Consider the following 15,761-nt stretch of genomic DNA (forward strand, 5'->3'; position numbering starts at 1 on the left):
CCCGGCGTACGCCCAAGCGCCTTCCCTGGCCACTCCAGGGCGCCGTCCACCGGGGAAACGAGTCAGTGGCCGTTCGTTGCCGGGGCCGGGGTCGCTCGGGGGAGGTTTCGGACGGCGGGGATCAGGAGGAGCGACGCGGCGACCACGACGCTCGTCACGGCCGCCACGAGCAGCACGTGGCCGGCGCCGAGGACACCGGCCGCGGGGCCGGCCAGGGCCTGGCCGACGGGCATCATCGCGAGGGACCCGGCGACGTCGTAGGCGTGAATGCGGTTGAGGACGTCGGCCGGGACCTGGGTCTGCACGCTGGTCGCCCACATCACGCCCCAGAAGGACATCCCGGCCCCGGCGAGGGCCGCCCCCGCGGCCATGGCCGGCACGCCGAGCCCCGCGCCGACGCTCGCGGGGAAGGCGACGAACGCGAACAGGGCGACGGCGCCGGCCCGCAGCATCCGGCGGGGCCGCAGCCGCAGGGCGAGCAGCCCGCCGACGACGGTGCCCGCGCCGAGGGCCGAGTTGATCAGGCCGTAGGCGCGCGCCCCGTGCTGCTGGACGACCTCGGTGGCGACCAGCGGGACGGTCGGCCCCCACACCGCGACCATGTACAGGCACCAGACGGCGATGACGCCCCACAGCCAGGTGCGCGCCCTGAACTCCCGCCAGCCCTCGACGAGATCGGCCGTGAAGGCGCGCATCCCGGCGCCCGCCGCACGCGCGCCCTCGGGCAGCGGGGGCAGCCGGAGCAGCAGCAGGCACAGCGCGCTGACCGCGTACGTGGCCGCGTGCCCGGCGAACACCCCGCCCGGCGAGGCGAATCCGACGAGCAGTCCGGCGAGCGCGGGCCCGGCGAGCTGCGCGGCGGACTCGGCGATGCGGACGGCGCCGTTCGCGCCCTGGATGTCGGAGGCGAGCCGGGGCACCGTGCTGGCCACGCCGGGCTGGAAGACCGCGCCGGCCACGCCGTTGACGAGGCCGATCGCACAGATCTGCCACAGCACCACGTGTCCGGTGAAGAACAGCGCGGCGGCGACGGACTGGGTGACGAGCCGCACCAGGTCGGCGCCGATCATCAGTCTGCGGGTGCTGAACCGGTCGGCGACGACCCCGCCGAAGACGACGAGCCCGGCGAACGCGGCGGCGGTCGAGGCCATGGCGAGGCCCACCGCGCCCGCGCCGTAGCCGTGTTCGAGGAGTCCGGCGGCGAGGGCCACGGGCAGCATGGTGTCGCCGAGTCGGGCGACGGCCCGCGCGACGAAGAACAGTGCGAAGTCCCGTGACCAGACGGCCGGGACGCCGTCCTTCGCGCCGGGTCCGGTCCCCGTCCCGCCGTGTCCGGTCCTGGTGACGCTGTCGTGCCGTGCCGACGTCCCGGTCATGCCCGCCCGCTCCCCTCCCCGCCGTTCCCGCCGTCGGGATCATGCCATGCCGCGCCGGGCGGTCTCACACTCCGCCGGGCAGGCCCAACTCGGGGTGTGCGTCGAGGAGTCGGGGCGGCGCGGCCTGCCGCCAGGAGTCGGCGAGGATGTCGCGCAGCTCGTCCTCGTCCTCCAGCACGGCGAGCCGGGCCCGGACCCAGGCGAACTGGGCCTCGTGCGAGGCGATCCAGAACTTGTCGGGCTCGGCAAGCACCAGTTCGTCGCGCTCCTCCTTGGGGCAGCGCACGGCGAGTGAGGTCTCCTCCTCGGGCAGTGTGGCGAACATCTTCCCCGCGACCCGGAAGGTGGGCATGCTCCAGGCGACCTTCTCGGTGGTCTCGGGCAGGGACAGGGCGATTCGACGTACGTCTTCGGCATCCGGCATGAGACGCACCGTAGCCGGTGCCACCGACAGTCACCCCGCGCCGCCGACGACCGCCCCCGGCCGTGGACCGGTCACGGAGTCCTCAGGTCCGCGCCGCCTCGCCGAGGGCGTCCAGCACCGGGCGGATCAGCGGGTGCTCCTCGGCCCCGCGGCGCACCGCGGCGAAGACCCGGCGGGTGGGGGCCACGCCGTCGACCGGGCGCACGACCACGCCCGACAGGTCCGTGCCGCGCAGCGCCGAGCGCGGCACGAGCGCCACGCCCGCGTCGGCGGAGGCCAGCGCGACGACCGCCCGGAAGTCGTCCGAGGAGTGTTCGAGGCGGGGCTGGAAACCGGCGCTCTCGCAGGCCAGGACGACCACGTCGTGGCACGGGTTGCCCGGGTACGGGCCGATCCAGACGTCCTTGGCCAGCTCGGCGAGGGGCACCTCGGCGGCGTCGGCGAGCCGGTGGTGCAGGGGCACGACCGCGTCGAACGGCTCGGCGTACAGCGGCACGTGGGTGAGCCGGGGGTCGTCGGCGGGCGGGGCGCCCCGGTACTCGACGGCGACCGCCACGTCCACCTGCCGGTCCAGGACCATCGGCAGGCTGGCGTCGCCCTCCGCGTCCTGGACCCGGATGCGGATGCCGGGCGCCGACGCGGCGAGCCGGGCCACGGCCGGGGCGACGACCTGGGCGATACCGGTGGCGAAGGCGGCGACGGTCACGGTGCCCGCCTCGCCCGAGCCGTAGGCCGCGAGCTCGGCCCCGGCGCGCTCCAGCTGGGCGAGGACCGCGTTGGTGTGGCGGAGCAGGATCTCGCCGGCCGGGGTGAGCCGTACGCCCTTCGCGCCGCGCTCGACCAGCCGGTGGCCGGTCTCCTGCTCCAGCGCCGTCAGCTGCTGGGAGACCGCGGAGGGAGTGAGGTAGAGCGCGGCGGCCGCCGCCGTGACCGTGCGGTGGTCGGCCACCGCACGGAGGATGTGGAGCCGCCGCGCTTCGATCATGCGACCGATTATCGCAAGATGTCCGGTGTGCTCGGCGTCTCAGCCCTCCAGCTCGGCGCGCGCCGCGACGAAGGCGTCCACCGCGCGGTCGACGTCCTCGGTGGAGTGGGCGGCCGACAGCTGGACGCGGATGCGGGCCCGGTCCTGCGGGACCACCGGGTAGGAGAAGCCGATCACGTACACCCCGCGCTCCAGCAGCAGCTCGGCCATGCGGGCGGCCCGCGCCGCGTCGCCGATCATGACGGGCGCGATGGCGTGGTCGCCGGGCAGGACGTCGAAGCCCTCCGCGGTCATCCGGCGGCGGAAGAGCGCGGTGTTCTCGGCGAGCCGCAGCCGCAGGTCGTCGGCGGACTCCAGCAGGTCGAGGACCTTGAGCGAGGCCGCGGCGATGACCGGGGCGAGGGTGTTGGAGAACAGGTACGGGCGCGAGCGCTGGCGCAGCAGGGCCACGATCTCGGCGCGGGCGGCGACGTAACCGCCGGAGGCGCCGCCGAGGGCCTTGCCGAGGGTGCCGGTGACGATGTCGACGCGGTCCATGACGCCGTGCAGTTCGGGCGTGCCGCGGCCGGAGGGGCCGACGAAGCCTACGGCGTGCGAGTCGTCGACCATCACCATCGCGCCGTAGCGGTCGGCGAGGTCGCAGATCTCGCGCAGCGGGGCGACGTAGCCGTCCATGGAGAACACGCCGTCGGTGACGATCAGCCGGCGGCGCGCGCCGGACGCCTCCTTGAGCTTGGCCTCCAGGTCGGCGAGGTCGCGGTTGGCGTAGCGGTAGCGGCGGGCCTTGGAGAGCCGGATGCCGTCGATGATCGACGCGTGGTTGAGGGCGTCGGAGATCACCGCGTCCTCGGCGTCGAGGAGGGTCTCGAAGACACCGCCGTTGGCGTCGAAGCAGGAGGAGTAGAGGATGGTGTCCTCCTGGCCGAGGAAGGCCGCGAGGCGTGCCTCCAGCTCCTTGTGCACCTCCTGCGTGCCGCAGATGAAGCGCACGGACGCCATGCCGTAGCCCCAGCGGTCCAGCGCCTCGTGGGCGGCGGCGATCACCTCGGGGTGGTCGGCGAGGCCGAGGTAGTTGTTGGCGCAGAAGTTGAGGACCTCGCCGGGGCGTCCGCCCGCGGTGACGTTCACGGTGGCGGACTGCGGGGTCCCGATGACGCGCTCGGGCTTGTGCAGCCCGGCGGCACGGATCTCGTCGAGGGTGGCGCGCAGGTCGTCGCGCACGGAGTCGAACATGGAGTGCTCCTGGAAGGGCTTGCGCTGCGGGCGGTCCGGTCGGAGGGTCAGACGGTCCAGTCGAGGATGACCTTGCCGCCACGGCCGGCGGCGGCGTCGGCGAAGGCCGACTCGAAGTCGCGGTAGTCGTAGCGGCCGGTGATCACCGGGGAGAGGTCGAGGCCGCCCTCCAGGAGGACCGACATGGCGTACCAGGTCTCGAACATCTCACGGCCGTAGATGCCCTTGAGCGTGATCATCGAGGTGACGATCCGGGCCCAGTCGACCGGGAACTCCTCGGCGGGCAGGCCGAGCATGGCGATGCGGCCGCCGTGCGTCATGTTGGCGATCATGTCGCGCAGCGCCTCGGGCCGGCCGGACATCTCCAGGCCGACGTCGAAGCCCTCGCGCAGGCCGAGCTCCCGCTGTCCGTCGGCGATGGACGCGCCGGAGACGTCGAGGGCGAGGCTCACCCCGATCTTGCGGGCGAGTTCCAGACGTTCCGCGCTGACGTCGGTGATCACGACGTTGCGCGCGCCGGCGTGCCGGGCCACGGCGGCGGCCATCAGACCGATCGGTCCGGCCCCGGTGACCAGCACGTCCTCGCCGACGAGCGGGAAGGACAGCGCGGTGTGCACGGCGTTGCCGAACGGGTCGAAGATCGCGGCGACGTCCAGGTCGACCGGCACCCGGTGCACCCACACGTTGCCGACGGGCAGCACGACGTACTCGGCGAACGCGCCGTCGCGGCCGACGCCGAGGCCGACCGTCGCCCGGCACAGATGGCGGCGCCCGGCGAGGCAGTTGCGGCACTTCCCGCAGACGAGGTGGCCCTCGCCGCTGACCCGGTCGCCGACGGCGACGTCGGTGACGTCTCGGCCGGTCCCCACGACCTCGCCGACGAACTCGTGCCCGACGACGAGCGGGGTGCGGATCGTCTGCCGCGCCCAGCCGTCCCAGGCCCGGATGTGCAGATCGGTGCCGCAGATGCCGGTGCGCTGCACCTTGATCAGCACGTCACCGGGTCCCACGGTCGGCTCGGGCACGTCCATGAGCCGCAGCCCCGGCTCCGCCTTCTCCTTGACCAGCGCCTTCAACGCTACGGCTCCTGTGGTGAGGTTCCGGTTCCGGGCACGCCGAAGGGGCCCTCACCGGGGGAAGAGTGTGGAATCTCCCTGCAATCTGCCGTACGCGCGGGGCCGGGTCCATCGAGGATTTCTTAACCGGCGCCTCAGCTTTCCTTCACGCCCCCGCCGTCCCGCCCGTGGTCACGGGGGAGCCCGTGGTCACAGCGGCAGCCCGTCGTGCTCGCGGCGTTCGAGCCGGGCGGTGAGGTCCGTGGCCGTCGCCTTGATGGTCTCCAGACCGCTCCTGCCCCACGGCCGCGGTCGCAGGTCGGCCACGCACACGGTGCCAAGCACCATCCCGGTGCTGTCGATGAGCGGGGCGCCGAGGTAGGCGTGGATGCCGTAGCCGTCGACGACGGGGTTGCCCGCGAAGCGCGGGTAGTCGCGCACGTCCTCCAGGGCCAGCGCCCTGCGGCGGGCCACCACATGGGTGCAGAACCCGTATTCGCGCGGGAGGGTCCGGCCGAGCCCCGGTCCGCCGCCGTGTCCCCCGTCGGCCGTCAGTGTCTCCGGGACGCGCAGGCCCGCGAAGAACTGCCGTTCCTCACCGATGAAGTTGACCATCGCGTACGGCGTGCCGGTGAGCCCGGCGAGGTGGTGGGCGACGGCGTCAAGTCCCGCGTCGGGGCGCTCGCCGAGGCCCAGGCCGCGCAACCGCCGTACCCGGGCGGGCGCTTCCCTGTCCTCCGGGGTGAGCAGCAGTCCTCTGACGGGTGGCCGCGGCGGCTCGTAGCTCATGGTGCGGCTCCGTCACCGGTGGGCGCGGTGGCTCGGCACGGGGGCCGGGGCGTGCGCGATGAGATGGCGTACGAGGGTCAGCAGCGTCTGGACCCCGGAGCTGGAGATACGGGCGTCGCAGCGGACCACGGGGACGGCGGGGTCGAGGTCCATCGCGGCCCGCACCTCGTCGGGTTCGTACCGGTGGGAACCGTCGAACTCGTTGACGGCGACGACGAATCCGAGCCCGCGTTCCTCGAAGAAGTCGACGGCGGCGAAGCACTCCTCCAGGCGGCGGGTGTCGGCGAGGACGACGGCGCCGAGCGCCCCCTCGGACAGCTCGTCCCACATGAACCAGAACCGCTCCTGACCGGGGGTGCCGAACAGGTACAGCACGTGCCGCGGGTCGAGGGTGATGCGGCCGAAGTCCATCGCCACGGTCGTCTCGACCTTGTTCTCGATCCCGTCGAGGCGGTCGGTGGCGGCGCTGACCGTGGTGAGCAGTTCCTCCGTGCTGAGCGGCGCGATCTCGCTGACGGCGCCCACGAAGGTCGTCTTGCCCACCCCGAACCCCCCGGCCACGAGGATCTTGAGGGCCGTGGGGAACAGGTCAGAGCTGTCGTCGTAGTCCATCGAGCACTGCCTCCAGTAGGGACCGGTCCGTCGGGTTGTGGAAGAAGGCGGGGGGCTTGGCGGTCAGCGCGCCGCCGTCGACCAGGTCCGAGAGGAGCACCTTGGTGACCACCGCCGGCAGCCGAAGGTGGGCGGAGATCTCGGCGACCGACACGGGGGCCCGGCACAGGGCCAGCGCCTCGGCGTGCTCCGGGCCGAGGTAGCCGAGGGGGGTGGCGCCGGTGGTCATCACCTGCGACAGGAGGTCGAGCGCGATGCTGGGCCGGGTACGGCCCTCGCTGACCGTGAAGGGGCGCACCAGTCGTCCGGCCGCGTCGTCGAGCCAGGGCCCGTCGCCGGCCGCCGTGACGCTCAAGACGTCATCGCCCGGGGTTCGGCGGAGTGCTGCCGGGGGGCGGTCACCAGGTAGGGGCGCACGCTCTTGATCAGCATCGCCATCTCGTAGCCGAGGACGGCGGCGTCGGCCTCGCGGCCGGCCAGCACGGCGAGGCAGGTGCCGGAGCCCGCGGTGGTGACGAACAGCAGGGTCGCGTCGAGTTCGACGACGACCTGCCGTACGTCCCCGCCGTCGCCGAATCTGACGCCGGCGCTGCGGCCGAGGGAGTACAGGCCGGAGGCGAGGGCCGCCAGATGGTCGGCGCTGTCGGGGTCGAGGCCGTGCACGGACTTCACGAGGCCGTCGGAGGACAGGAGCAGGGCGCTGGTGGTGTGCGGCACGCGCTGCACGAGGCCGGTCATCAGCCAGTCGAGGTCGGATACCTGGGCGGTCGGCACATCGCTCGCCATGGTCGATCGACTCCTTGGGGTACGAAGGTCTGCGGGAGCGCTGGGGGTGGGGGCGATCGGAACACCACTCATCCGGCCGGGTCGCTCCCACGGGGCCGGTGGGCGGGGGCACGGTCCGGGTCGCCGAGGCTCCCACTGGTGTCGCCGGCACCCGTGTGGGCGGACCCCATATGGGCCGAGCCCATGTAGGCCCCGCCCATGGTTGGGACACCCAGGTCGGCGGCACCCATGGCCGGGGGACCCATGTGGGTGGCGCCCATGTGGGTGGCGCCCATGTCGACGGCACCCATGTCGGTGGCACCCATGTGGGTCGGCTCCGCGGGGCCCTGGTTCGGGGTGGGGTGGTCCGGGGCGGTGCGTTCCAGGGCGGTGTGGTCCAGGAGGCCGTAGGCCGTGTCGCCGGAGGGGCGGGGGGCGGTTGGGCCGCCGGTGGTGGGGGTGTCCGGGTGCTGCTGGGACTCGGCCAGGACGATGCCTCGCTGGAACGCGGCCATCAGACCGGGGTCCGGCTCGGCGGCGGTGTCACCGCCCTGACGTGGCGCGGGGCCGCCCCTCAGTTGGGGCACGAGGTGTTCCTGGGCTCGGCGGCGCGGCAGCCGGGGCCGCTCCATCGTGCCGCGCACGACCCCGTCGAGCGGCACGGGCGCGAACCGCTCGTCGGGCCGGATCCCGGGCACGGCATCCGCCGGATTGGCTCGCGCCCCGTCGACCCCGCGCACGGGCAGCGGCGCGGGACCGCGTCCGCTGGGTCGGGCACCGGGACCGGAATCAGGGCCGACACCGGCACCGGGGCCGGGATGGTAACCCGGATCAGGGCCGGCACCGGCACCGAGGCCCGGACGGGAACCCGGATCAGGGCCGGCACCAGCACCGAGGCCCGGACGGGAACCCGGATCAGTACCGAATCCCGCTCCGGGTCGGAGACCGGGGCCAGGATGGGCACCGATTCCGGTAGCGGAAGCGGGATCGACACCTGCATCGCCACCGGCACCGAGTCCGGGTCGGGAACGAGGACCAGGTCCGGGATCGGCGACAAGTGCGGGGGCGGGACGGCGACCTGGCACTGCGGGTCCCGGACGGGAGCCAGGGCCGGGGGCGGCGGCAGGGCCTCGGCGGGAGCCGGATCCCGAGGCAGCGCCCGGGCCACGACGGGAACCAGGGCCCGAGGCAGCGTCGGGGCCAGGGCCGGTGCCGGGGCCGGCGGCATGGGCAGGGCACGGGCCGCTGCCGGGCGGGCGGGTGGGGTTCTGGCCCGGCACCAGTCGCCGCTGGCCGCCCGCCGTCTCCACGGACGACACCGGTACCACCGGCAGCGCGGACGCTGCCGCCACGGCAGGAGCCACCGGCACCGCGGGGACCGCCGGCACCGCAGGGTCCACTGGCGGCGCAGGCGGCATCGGCGGTGCGGCAGCCACCGGCATCGCCGGAGCGAGGGGAGCCACAGGGGGCGCCGACGGCACGGGGGCCACCGGCCCCACAGAGGGCACCGGCCCCACAGGGGGCATCGGCGATGCGGAAGTCGCCGGCATCGCGGAAGCGAAGGGAGGCACAGGGGACGTCGGCGGCACGGGAGCCACCGGCCCCGCAGGAGGCACCGGCCCCGCAGAGGGCATCGGCGGTGCGGCAGCCGCCGGCATCGCGGAAGCGAAGGGAGCCACAGGGGACGTCGGCGGCACAGGGAGCACCGGCCCCGCAGGAGGCACCGGCCCCGCGGAGGGCGTCGGCGGTGCGGCGGCCGCCGGCATCGCCGGAGCGAGGGGAGCTGCGGGGGCCACCGGCGGTGTCGGCGCTGCGGGTAGTTGGCCCGCGGGGTCTCTCGGGCGGCCCACGCCCTGCGTACCCGCCGCGCCGCACGCCGCGCCCAGCAACCCCCGCGGCACGATGAGCACCGCCTGGACGCCGCCGTAGATGTTCGACTGGAGCCGTACGTCGATGCCGTGCCGCCGGGCGAGCTGGGAGACCACGAACAGCCCGATGCGCCCGTCCGCCAGCAGGCTCGCGACATTGACCTGGTCGGGGTCGGACAGCAGCGCGTTCATCTTGTTCTGCTCCCCCACCGGCATGCCCAGCCCGCGGTCCTCGACCTCGACGGCGAGCCCGGCGGTCACCAGGTTGGCGCGCAGCAGCACTTGGGTGTGCGGGGCGGAGAACACCGTGGCGTTCTCGACGAGTTCCGCCAGCAGATGGATGACGTCGGCGACGGCGTGCCCGCGCAGCTCGCCGTCGATCGGCGGCACCAGCTTGACCCGGGAGTACTGCTCCACCTCGGCGATCGCCGAGCGCAGCACCTCGGTCATGGAGACGGGGTTGCTCCACTGCCGCCGCGAGACGGCCCCGCCGAGCACGGCGAGATTCTCCGCGTGCCGCCGGATGCGTGTGGCGAGGTGGTCGACGTGGAACAGACCCTTCAGCAGGTCCGGGTCCTCGATCTCGTTCTCCAACTCGTCGAGGATCGAGATCTCCCGGTGCACGAGGGACTGAAGCCGCCGGGCGAGGTTGACGAAGACCTCGAGCTTCTGTTCGCTGCCGGCCTGGCTGGAGAGTTGCGCGGCGTGCACGACGGCGGTGACGGCGCCCTCGTGCGCGCGGGCCAGGTCGGCGGCGAGCAGTTCGAAGTCGTCGGCGTCCCGCGGCGGCCCGCCGCGCTGCTTGCGCCGCGGCGGCGGCCCCTCGCCCCGGCGCAGCGCCTCGACGAGGGAGCGCAGGTCCGCCTCGCCGCGCGCGGTGCTGCGCCGCAGCGCGTCGACGCGGTCGCCCACCGAGCGCGCGGCGCGGTCCGCGGCCACGGCGGCGATCACGACGGCCGCGACCGCGACGGCGAACGCCCCGGCGAGCACGGCCCACAGGACGAGGTGCGTCCGGGCGCCTGTGGAGCGCACGGTGAACAGCACGGCGGCACTGGCGCTGAGCGCGACCGCGACGGGCGGCAGCACGGCCAGCCGCAGCAGTTGGGACCGTATGTCGGTCTCGGGCAGCGCGGGAACGGGGCGGGCGACCGGCCGTCCGTGCCGTCCGCCCTCACGGCGGTCGGGACGCGTGGCCGGTGCACGGAGCTGAGACATCGGTGTCCTCGTACGGGTCCGTCGGGCCTGATTCCTCGCGCGATGCGGGCATGCGTCATCGCGTGCCGGATGGGTGGGCCGATGTGTTCCGGCCACGCGTCACCCAGCGGCCACTCACAGTAGTCGCCTGTCCGTCCTGTGCGATGCGCAGTTGACAAAGTCTCCCGCGGACAGTCCCGCTCTGGTATGAGGCGTCGTACGACAGATCGATGGGCCGGCGGGCGGCGCGTACACGAACGCCGAACGAACGATCCGACCTGGTCAGAACCGATCAGAAAGAAAAGAGCTGCTGGGCGTCCGGCTCCACGGCCGTCGCGTGCCGCGTCCGTCGCCCTGCCCCGCACCCGGCTCCGGCCGACCCGTCACGGCCCCTCACCGGCCTTCCGACCACCCCCTGTCGGCCTTCCGTCTCAGGGGTGGACATCACTGTCCGTGTCCAACGTGGCGTCGGATCCGGTCAGTCGAGCCAGACCACGATCCCGGTCAGCCCGGTGAGCACCGCCGCGACACCGGCCCGTACGGCACGCGCCGCGCGCTCCGGGGTGAACGAGGCGGCGTCGTACCGCGAGGACATGCCGAGGCCCTCGCCGCGGAACGACGCGCCCGTCCAGTCGGCCGCGGTGACATTGGCCGTCGGCTCGGCCAACTCCGCGCCGACGACGAGGAACTGCTGGTCGAGATGGTTGGGGGTGACCATGGCGAGCGGGTCGACGAGGTCGTCGCCGGCGCTGATGATCAGGTCGGGCTTCATGGCGACGGCGTCGGCGATGTCCGGCACGAACCGGTCGGGCTTCGCGGGCCGTACGGTCCGCAGGCTGACGTGCTCCGCCCCGGCCCACTCGGTGACGGCGTCCACCAGGGTCGTGGTGCGGCGGTCCTCGCCCGTCGTCAGCAGTACGACCCGGTAGCCCTTCGAGGGCCGCACCCGGTCCCAGGAGCCGGGCCGCGGGGTGATGGTGGCCTCGGGCGCGGGCGGCGCGGACGGGTCGGAGAACCCCGCGCCGAGGGCGCCCACCGCGGAGGGCTCCGGGTGCGGCTCGGACCAGTCGTCGGACGAACCGCACCCGCCGAGCGCCAGGACGGTCAGCGCGGCCACGGCCGACATGCCGGCGGACAGAAGTCGGGAACGCATGGGGATCGTCCTTCGGGAAGCGGAAAGTGCGCCTACTTCCTACCTCATCGCACGCGGTTTGCCGAGCCCGAGTTGCCCTGGTCGGAAGGGGTTCGTCGCGGGTTCGTCGCCGGGGCGCCGTTCGTTCATCCGGGCCGAGGAGATTCCGTGCGCCAACCGCGAAGGAGTCTCATGTTCCCCGCCGTCCGACGCCGCGTCCACGCCGCCGTCGTCACCCTGGCCGCAGCCGCGGCCGTGCTGCTCACCGCCGCGCCGGCCCCCGCGCACGGGTTCTCCTCGACCGTGTACGCGGACCTCGACTCGCCGGGGTCCGGGCACGTCCGCGGCCGGCTCCGGCTGGAATACGACCTGTTGGTGGTCTCCGCCGCCGACTACGGCAAGGACGACCGGCTGTTCCGGGAGGGGACCGCGGCGTTCGAGGACGGCGACGCGGCCGCGCAGGCCGCCGCGCTGGACGCCCACGCCGACACGGTCGTCGCGTACGTGGCCCGCCGCTTCGCCGTCACCGCGGGGAAGCGCGCCTGCGCCCCGGCCCGGGTCGGCGGCTTCGCCGTGGAACGGCGCGAGGGGGTCCCGTACGCCTCGCTGGTGCTCGACTTCCGCTGTCCGGGGGCGGCCGAGGCGCACGAGGTGCGCAGCGGTCTGTTCCCCGACTCCGAGGGGTATGTCCGCGACACCAAGACGATCATCACGTACGACCTGGACCTGACGTCGGGGAGCACCGCGCTCGACGCGGAGCACCGGACGTTCTCCACGAAGCAGTCGGGCGCGCAGCGGTTCTGGACGTTCTTCCGGCTGGGCGCGGAGCACCTGCTGACCGGGCTCGACCACATCCTGTTCCTGCTGGCGCTGATCGTGGGGTCGCGCCGGCTGCGGGAGATAGTGCTGGCGGCGACGACGTTCACGCTCGCCCACTCGGTGACGTTCGTCCTCGCCGCCCTCGGCCTCGTGGAGGTGCCCGCGTCGTTCGTGGAGCCCGTGATCGCCCTGTCGATCGCGGTCGTCGCGGGCTGGCACCTGTGGCGGCTGGCGAGCCGCCGGTCGCACGCCACGGACCTGGAGACCGCCGGGCACGGCCATCTGAGCCTGGACCGCGCGGGCTGGACGCGGCTGGCCGTGGTCTTCTGCTTCGGCCTGGTGCACGGGCTCGGTTTCGCCTCGGCGCTGGGCATCGAGCACGCCTGGTCGTGGACGCTGCTGTGGTCGCTGCTGGTCTTCAACGTCGGTATCGAGGCGGTGCAGTTGGGGATCGTCGTGGCCGTGTTCCCGGTGCTCGCGCTGCTGCGGCACCGGCTGCCGGCCGTGGCGCTGTGGGTGACCGGGGCGATCGCGGCCGGAGTGTCCGTGATGGGCCTGTTGTGGTTCGTGCAGCGCGTTCTCGGCGGTTGAGGCCGCACTGTCCCCTTTCGGCAAGTGTCGGAGTCCGCTCGACCGCCGTTCATGTCGCCGACACCGTCTCACGCAACCTTTACGTCGCTCTTACCCCGCTCTTCGAACGAACGGAAGCTGATGAAGCTCGTCAAGGGGACAGACAGAACCGCGCGGCGTCGCACCGTCACCGGTGCCACCGCGGTGGTGCTGGGTGTCGTCGTCTCGCTCGGCAGTGGTCTGGCGACCACCGCCCAGGCCGAGAACTCCGCCACGCCCGCAGGCATCGTCCTCGGCGTGGGCGCCACCGAGTCGCAGCGCGTCGTGACGTGGTACACCGCCACGAACGCGCCGCAGGTGGTCCAGCTCGCGCCCACCTCGCAGGTCCACAAGGGCACGTTCCCGGCGCACGCGGTCACCTTCGGGGCCACGATCGCCGCGAACACCGTGAACGGCGGCTACAACGCCCACGCCACGCTCGACAGCCTGCGCAAGAACACCGCGTACACCTACCGCGTCGGTACGCCGGGCAACTGGTCGCCGACGTACTCGTTCAAGACCCAGGACTTCAAGGGCGACTTCGACTTCCTGTTCTTCGGGGACCCGCAGATCGGGTCCTCGGGCGACGTCGCCAAGGACGGTGCGGGCTGGGCCGACACGCTGAACGTCGCGCTCACCGCCAACCCGAAGTCCGAGCTGCTCGTCTCCGGCGGCGACCAGGTCGAGACCGCCAACACCGAGGCGCAGTGGAACGCGTTCCTCGGCTCCGACAAGCTGCGCCAGTACCCGTGGGCCGCCACCATCGGCAACCACGACGTCGGCGGCAAGGCGTACGACCAGCACTTCTGGACGCCGAACACCGACCGTTCCGCCGCGTTCTACAAGAGCAACCCGGCGACCGAGTCGGGCGGCGACTACTGGTACACGTACAAGGGCGTGCTGTTCATCGACATCAACAGCAACGCCTACGCCAACGGTGCCGACGAGGCGCACCTCGGCTACATCGAGGACGTCGTCAAGAAGCAGGGCGCCAAGGCGAAGTACACGGTGCTCGTGTACCACCACTCGATCTACTCGCCGGCCGACCACGCGAACGACTCCGACAACCAGAAGCGCCGTCAGGACTTCCCGACCGCGTTCTCGAAGCTCGGTGTCGACCTGGTCCTCCAGGGTCACGACCACAGCTACTCGCGCAGCTACGTGATCAAGAACGGCAAGAAGGCCAACCCGGCCGAGCGCCCGGGTGCCGCGCAGGTGGCCCAGGGCCCGGGCGGCGTCGTCTACGTGACGGCCAACTCGGCGTCGGGTTCGAAGTACTACGACCTGACGGCCCCGGACACCACGCAGGACCCGAACTACGGTCCCGACCCGCTGAACCCGAAGAACCACTGGGCGAACTCGGTCGAGAACCAGGAGCACGTCCGCACCTACGTGAAGGTCCAGGTGCGCGGCGACCGGCTCGTCGTCCAGGACCTGCGCAGCGGCACGTGCGCGGCGCCCAACGCGGCGGTGGAGCTGAACAAGGTGTCGTGGTGCGGCCCCGACAGCGGCGCCACCCCCGCCCGTCCGGTCGGTTCCACGGTCGACAAGGTGGTCGTCCACCCCTTCCGTGAGCACGGCCGGGACAAGTGGGACCACTGGCTCCCCGTGCCGGGCAAGCCCGGCTGGCTGAAGTAGGCCCATGGGCGCGGTGCCGGGCCGCCGTGCGGTCCGGCACCGCGCCCCGCGGGGGCGGGTGCCGTCGGGCGCCCGCCCCGTCCGCGGATGTCCGTCCCGACGTTCCCGAACCGCCCGAGGATCTCCAGATGCCATCGACCGGACCGCGTACGGCCCCCCTCCCCCGAGCCCTCGTCCATCACGCGTCCGTGCTGCTGCTCGCCCTGCTGGGCGTCCTCGCGGCGGGGCTCACCCCGGCCGCTGCGGCGGACGGCGACGCCGAGTGGACGGTCGACACGGCGTCGGGCGACCTCGGGACCGCGCGCGAGAACTACGTCTACACCCTGAACCCGGGCGGCCGGATCGAGGACGGCCTCGTGATCGCCAACCATGGCTCCGCGCCGGTGGAGTTGGCGGTGTACGCGGCCGACGGGTTCACCGCCCGCGACGGCGCGCTCGACCTGGTGGCGCAGGGGGCGAGGTCGACCCGGATCGGCGCCTGGGTCCGCCCGGAGCGCTCCGAGGTCACCGTGGCGCCCGGCCGGTCGGCGGAGGTGCCGTTCACCCTGGCCCTGCCGGCCGCCACGCCGCCCGGTGACTACATGGGCGGCGTCGTCACGTCGCTGCGGCAGCCCGACGGCACGGAGCAGCGGCTCGGCATCCGGGTCCGGCTGCGTGTGGCGGGGCAGTTGAGGTCCGCGCTCGCGGTCGAGGACCTGCGGGTGCGTCATGCGGGTACGGCGAACCCGTTCGGCAAGGGCGACGCCACCGTGACGTACACGGTCCGCAACACGGGCAACACGATCCTGACGGCCCGTCAGACGGTGTCCGTGTCCGGCCCGTTCGGGAAGCTGCGGGTGGCCGCGGGGAAGGTCGCCGACTCTCCCCCGCTCCTGCCGGGCGACACCTGGAAGGTGTCCGTCCCGGTACGCGGGGTGACCCCCGCGCTGCGGCTGACGGGCACGGTCGCGCTCGTCCCGCTGCTCACGGACTCCGCGGGCTCGATCGCCCCGCTGGCCGCCACCACGTCGACGGCCCACGCCTGGACCGTGCCCTGGGCGCTGCTCGTGCTCGTCGTCGTCCTGGTCGCGCTCGTCGTCGTGGCCGTGACGCTGCTGCGCCGCCGCCGGGCCGCGCCCCGCGCGGAGCGGGCCGGCCGGGAGAACGTCGACGCGGAACTGCCGCGCGAGCACGAGACCTCGGACCGGTAGGAGACCGGCGGCGGGCCCTGCCCGCCGCCGGGGGCGACGGCCGAAGTGGGGGCGGCGGTGATGACCCGAGCC

14 protein-coding genes are annotated in these 15,761 nt (G+C 73.4%); 3 read left to right on the forward strand and 11 right to left on the reverse strand.

The genetic code is table 11. From position 1 onward, the window contains the following. Positions 1-62: 62 nt before the first annotated feature. The 11 genes from AB0F77_RS02055 to AB0F77_RS02105 all read right to left on the reverse strand — a co-directional run bounded on the left by AB0F77_RS02055 (position 63) and on the right by AB0F77_RS02105 (position 11,454). Positions 63-1,376, reverse strand: a complete 1,314-nt coding sequence (locus AB0F77_RS02055; protein ID WP_361939875.1) for an MFS transporter — start codon at positions 1,374-1,376, stop codon at positions 63-65. Between the two features lie 64 nt (positions 1,377-1,440). Further along, positions 1,441-1,800, reverse strand: coding sequence for an MmcQ/YjbR family DNA-binding protein (locus tag AB0F77_RS02060; protein WP_361939878.1), 360 nt, complete (start codon positions 1,798-1,800; stop codon positions 1,441-1,443). 82 nt (positions 1,801-1,882) lie between these two features. Further along, a complete protein-coding gene (locus AB0F77_RS02065) occupies positions 1,883-2,785 on the reverse strand; it encodes a LysR family transcriptional regulator (protein ID WP_361939881.1) in 903 nt (300 codons plus the stop codon). Positions 2,786-2,824: 39 nt separating this feature from the next. Beyond that, on the reverse strand, positions 2,825-4,018 hold the full coding sequence (locus tag AB0F77_RS02070) for a glycine C-acetyltransferase (protein ID WP_361939884.1): 1,194 nt from the start codon (positions 4,016-4,018) through the stop codon (positions 2,825-2,827). Between the two features lie 47 nt (positions 4,019-4,065). Further along, entirely contained in the window at positions 4,066-5,094 is a 1,029-nt protein-coding gene (gene tdh / locus AB0F77_RS02075) for an L-threonine 3-dehydrogenase (protein ID WP_361939887.1), read from the reverse strand. 189 nt (positions 5,095-5,283) lie between these two features. Next, the gene (locus AB0F77_RS02080; protein ID WP_361939889.1) at positions 5,284-5,862 is read right to left on the reverse strand and encodes a GAF domain-containing protein; all 579 of its coding nucleotides are present in this window, start codon (positions 5,860-5,862) and stop codon (positions 5,284-5,286) included. A 12-nt stretch (positions 5,863-5,874) separates the two neighbouring features. Beyond that, entirely contained in the window at positions 5,875-6,474 is a 600-nt protein-coding gene (locus tag AB0F77_RS02085; RefSeq protein WP_361939891.1) for an ATP/GTP-binding protein, read from the reverse strand. Continuing rightward, complete coding sequence (locus AB0F77_RS02090) at positions 6,452-6,829, reverse strand: DUF742 domain-containing protein (protein ID WP_361939894.1); 378 nt, start codon at positions 6,827-6,829, stop codon at positions 6,452-6,454. The genes AB0F77_RS02085 and AB0F77_RS02090 overlap by 23 nt, the downstream gene beginning before the upstream one ends. Further along, positions 6,826-7,260 (reverse strand): roadblock/LC7 domain-containing protein, encoded by a 435-nt coding sequence (locus AB0F77_RS02095; RefSeq protein ID WP_361939897.1) that lies wholly within the window; start codon positions 7,258-7,260, stop codon positions 6,826-6,828. Before AB0F77_RS02095 ends, AB0F77_RS02090 begins: the two co-directional genes overlap by 4 nt. Positions 7,261-7,328: 68 nt before the next feature. Then, positions 7,329-10,322: an ATP-binding protein gene (locus AB0F77_RS02100; protein WP_361939900.1), complete on the reverse strand. Its 2,994-nt coding sequence runs from the start codon at positions 10,320-10,322 to the stop codon at positions 7,329-7,331. 457 nt (positions 10,323-10,779) lie between these two features. Continuing rightward, positions 10,780-11,454, reverse strand: coding sequence for a hypothetical protein (locus tag AB0F77_RS02105; protein WP_361939903.1), 675 nt, complete (start codon positions 11,452-11,454; stop codon positions 10,780-10,782). 171 nt (positions 11,455-11,625) lie between these two features. Here AB0F77_RS02105 and AB0F77_RS02110 point away from each other — a divergent pair, with 171 nt between their 5' ends. The 3 genes from AB0F77_RS02110 to AB0F77_RS02120 all read left to right on the forward strand — a co-directional run bounded on the left by AB0F77_RS02110 (position 11,626) and on the right by AB0F77_RS02120 (position 15,689). Continuing rightward, complete coding sequence (locus AB0F77_RS02110; RefSeq protein WP_361939906.1) at positions 11,626-12,843, forward strand: HupE/UreJ family protein; 1,218 nt, start codon at positions 11,626-11,628, stop codon at positions 12,841-12,843. 120 nt (positions 12,844-12,963) lie between these two features. Next, on the forward strand, positions 12,964-14,499 hold the full coding sequence (locus AB0F77_RS02115) for a metallophosphoesterase family protein (protein ID WP_361939909.1): 1,536 nt from the start codon (positions 12,964-12,966) through the stop codon (positions 14,497-14,499). Positions 14,500-14,627: 128 nt separating this feature from the next. Further along, a complete protein-coding gene (locus AB0F77_RS02120; RefSeq protein ID WP_361939912.1) occupies positions 14,628-15,689 on the forward strand; it encodes a DUF916 domain-containing protein in 1,062 nt (353 codons plus the stop codon). Positions 15,690-15,761 lie beyond the last annotated feature (72 nt).

It is taken from the genome of Streptomyces sp. NPDC026672, assembly GCF_040638185.1.
Lineage (GTDB): Bacteria > Actinomycetota > Actinomycetes > Streptomycetales > Streptomycetaceae > Streptomyces.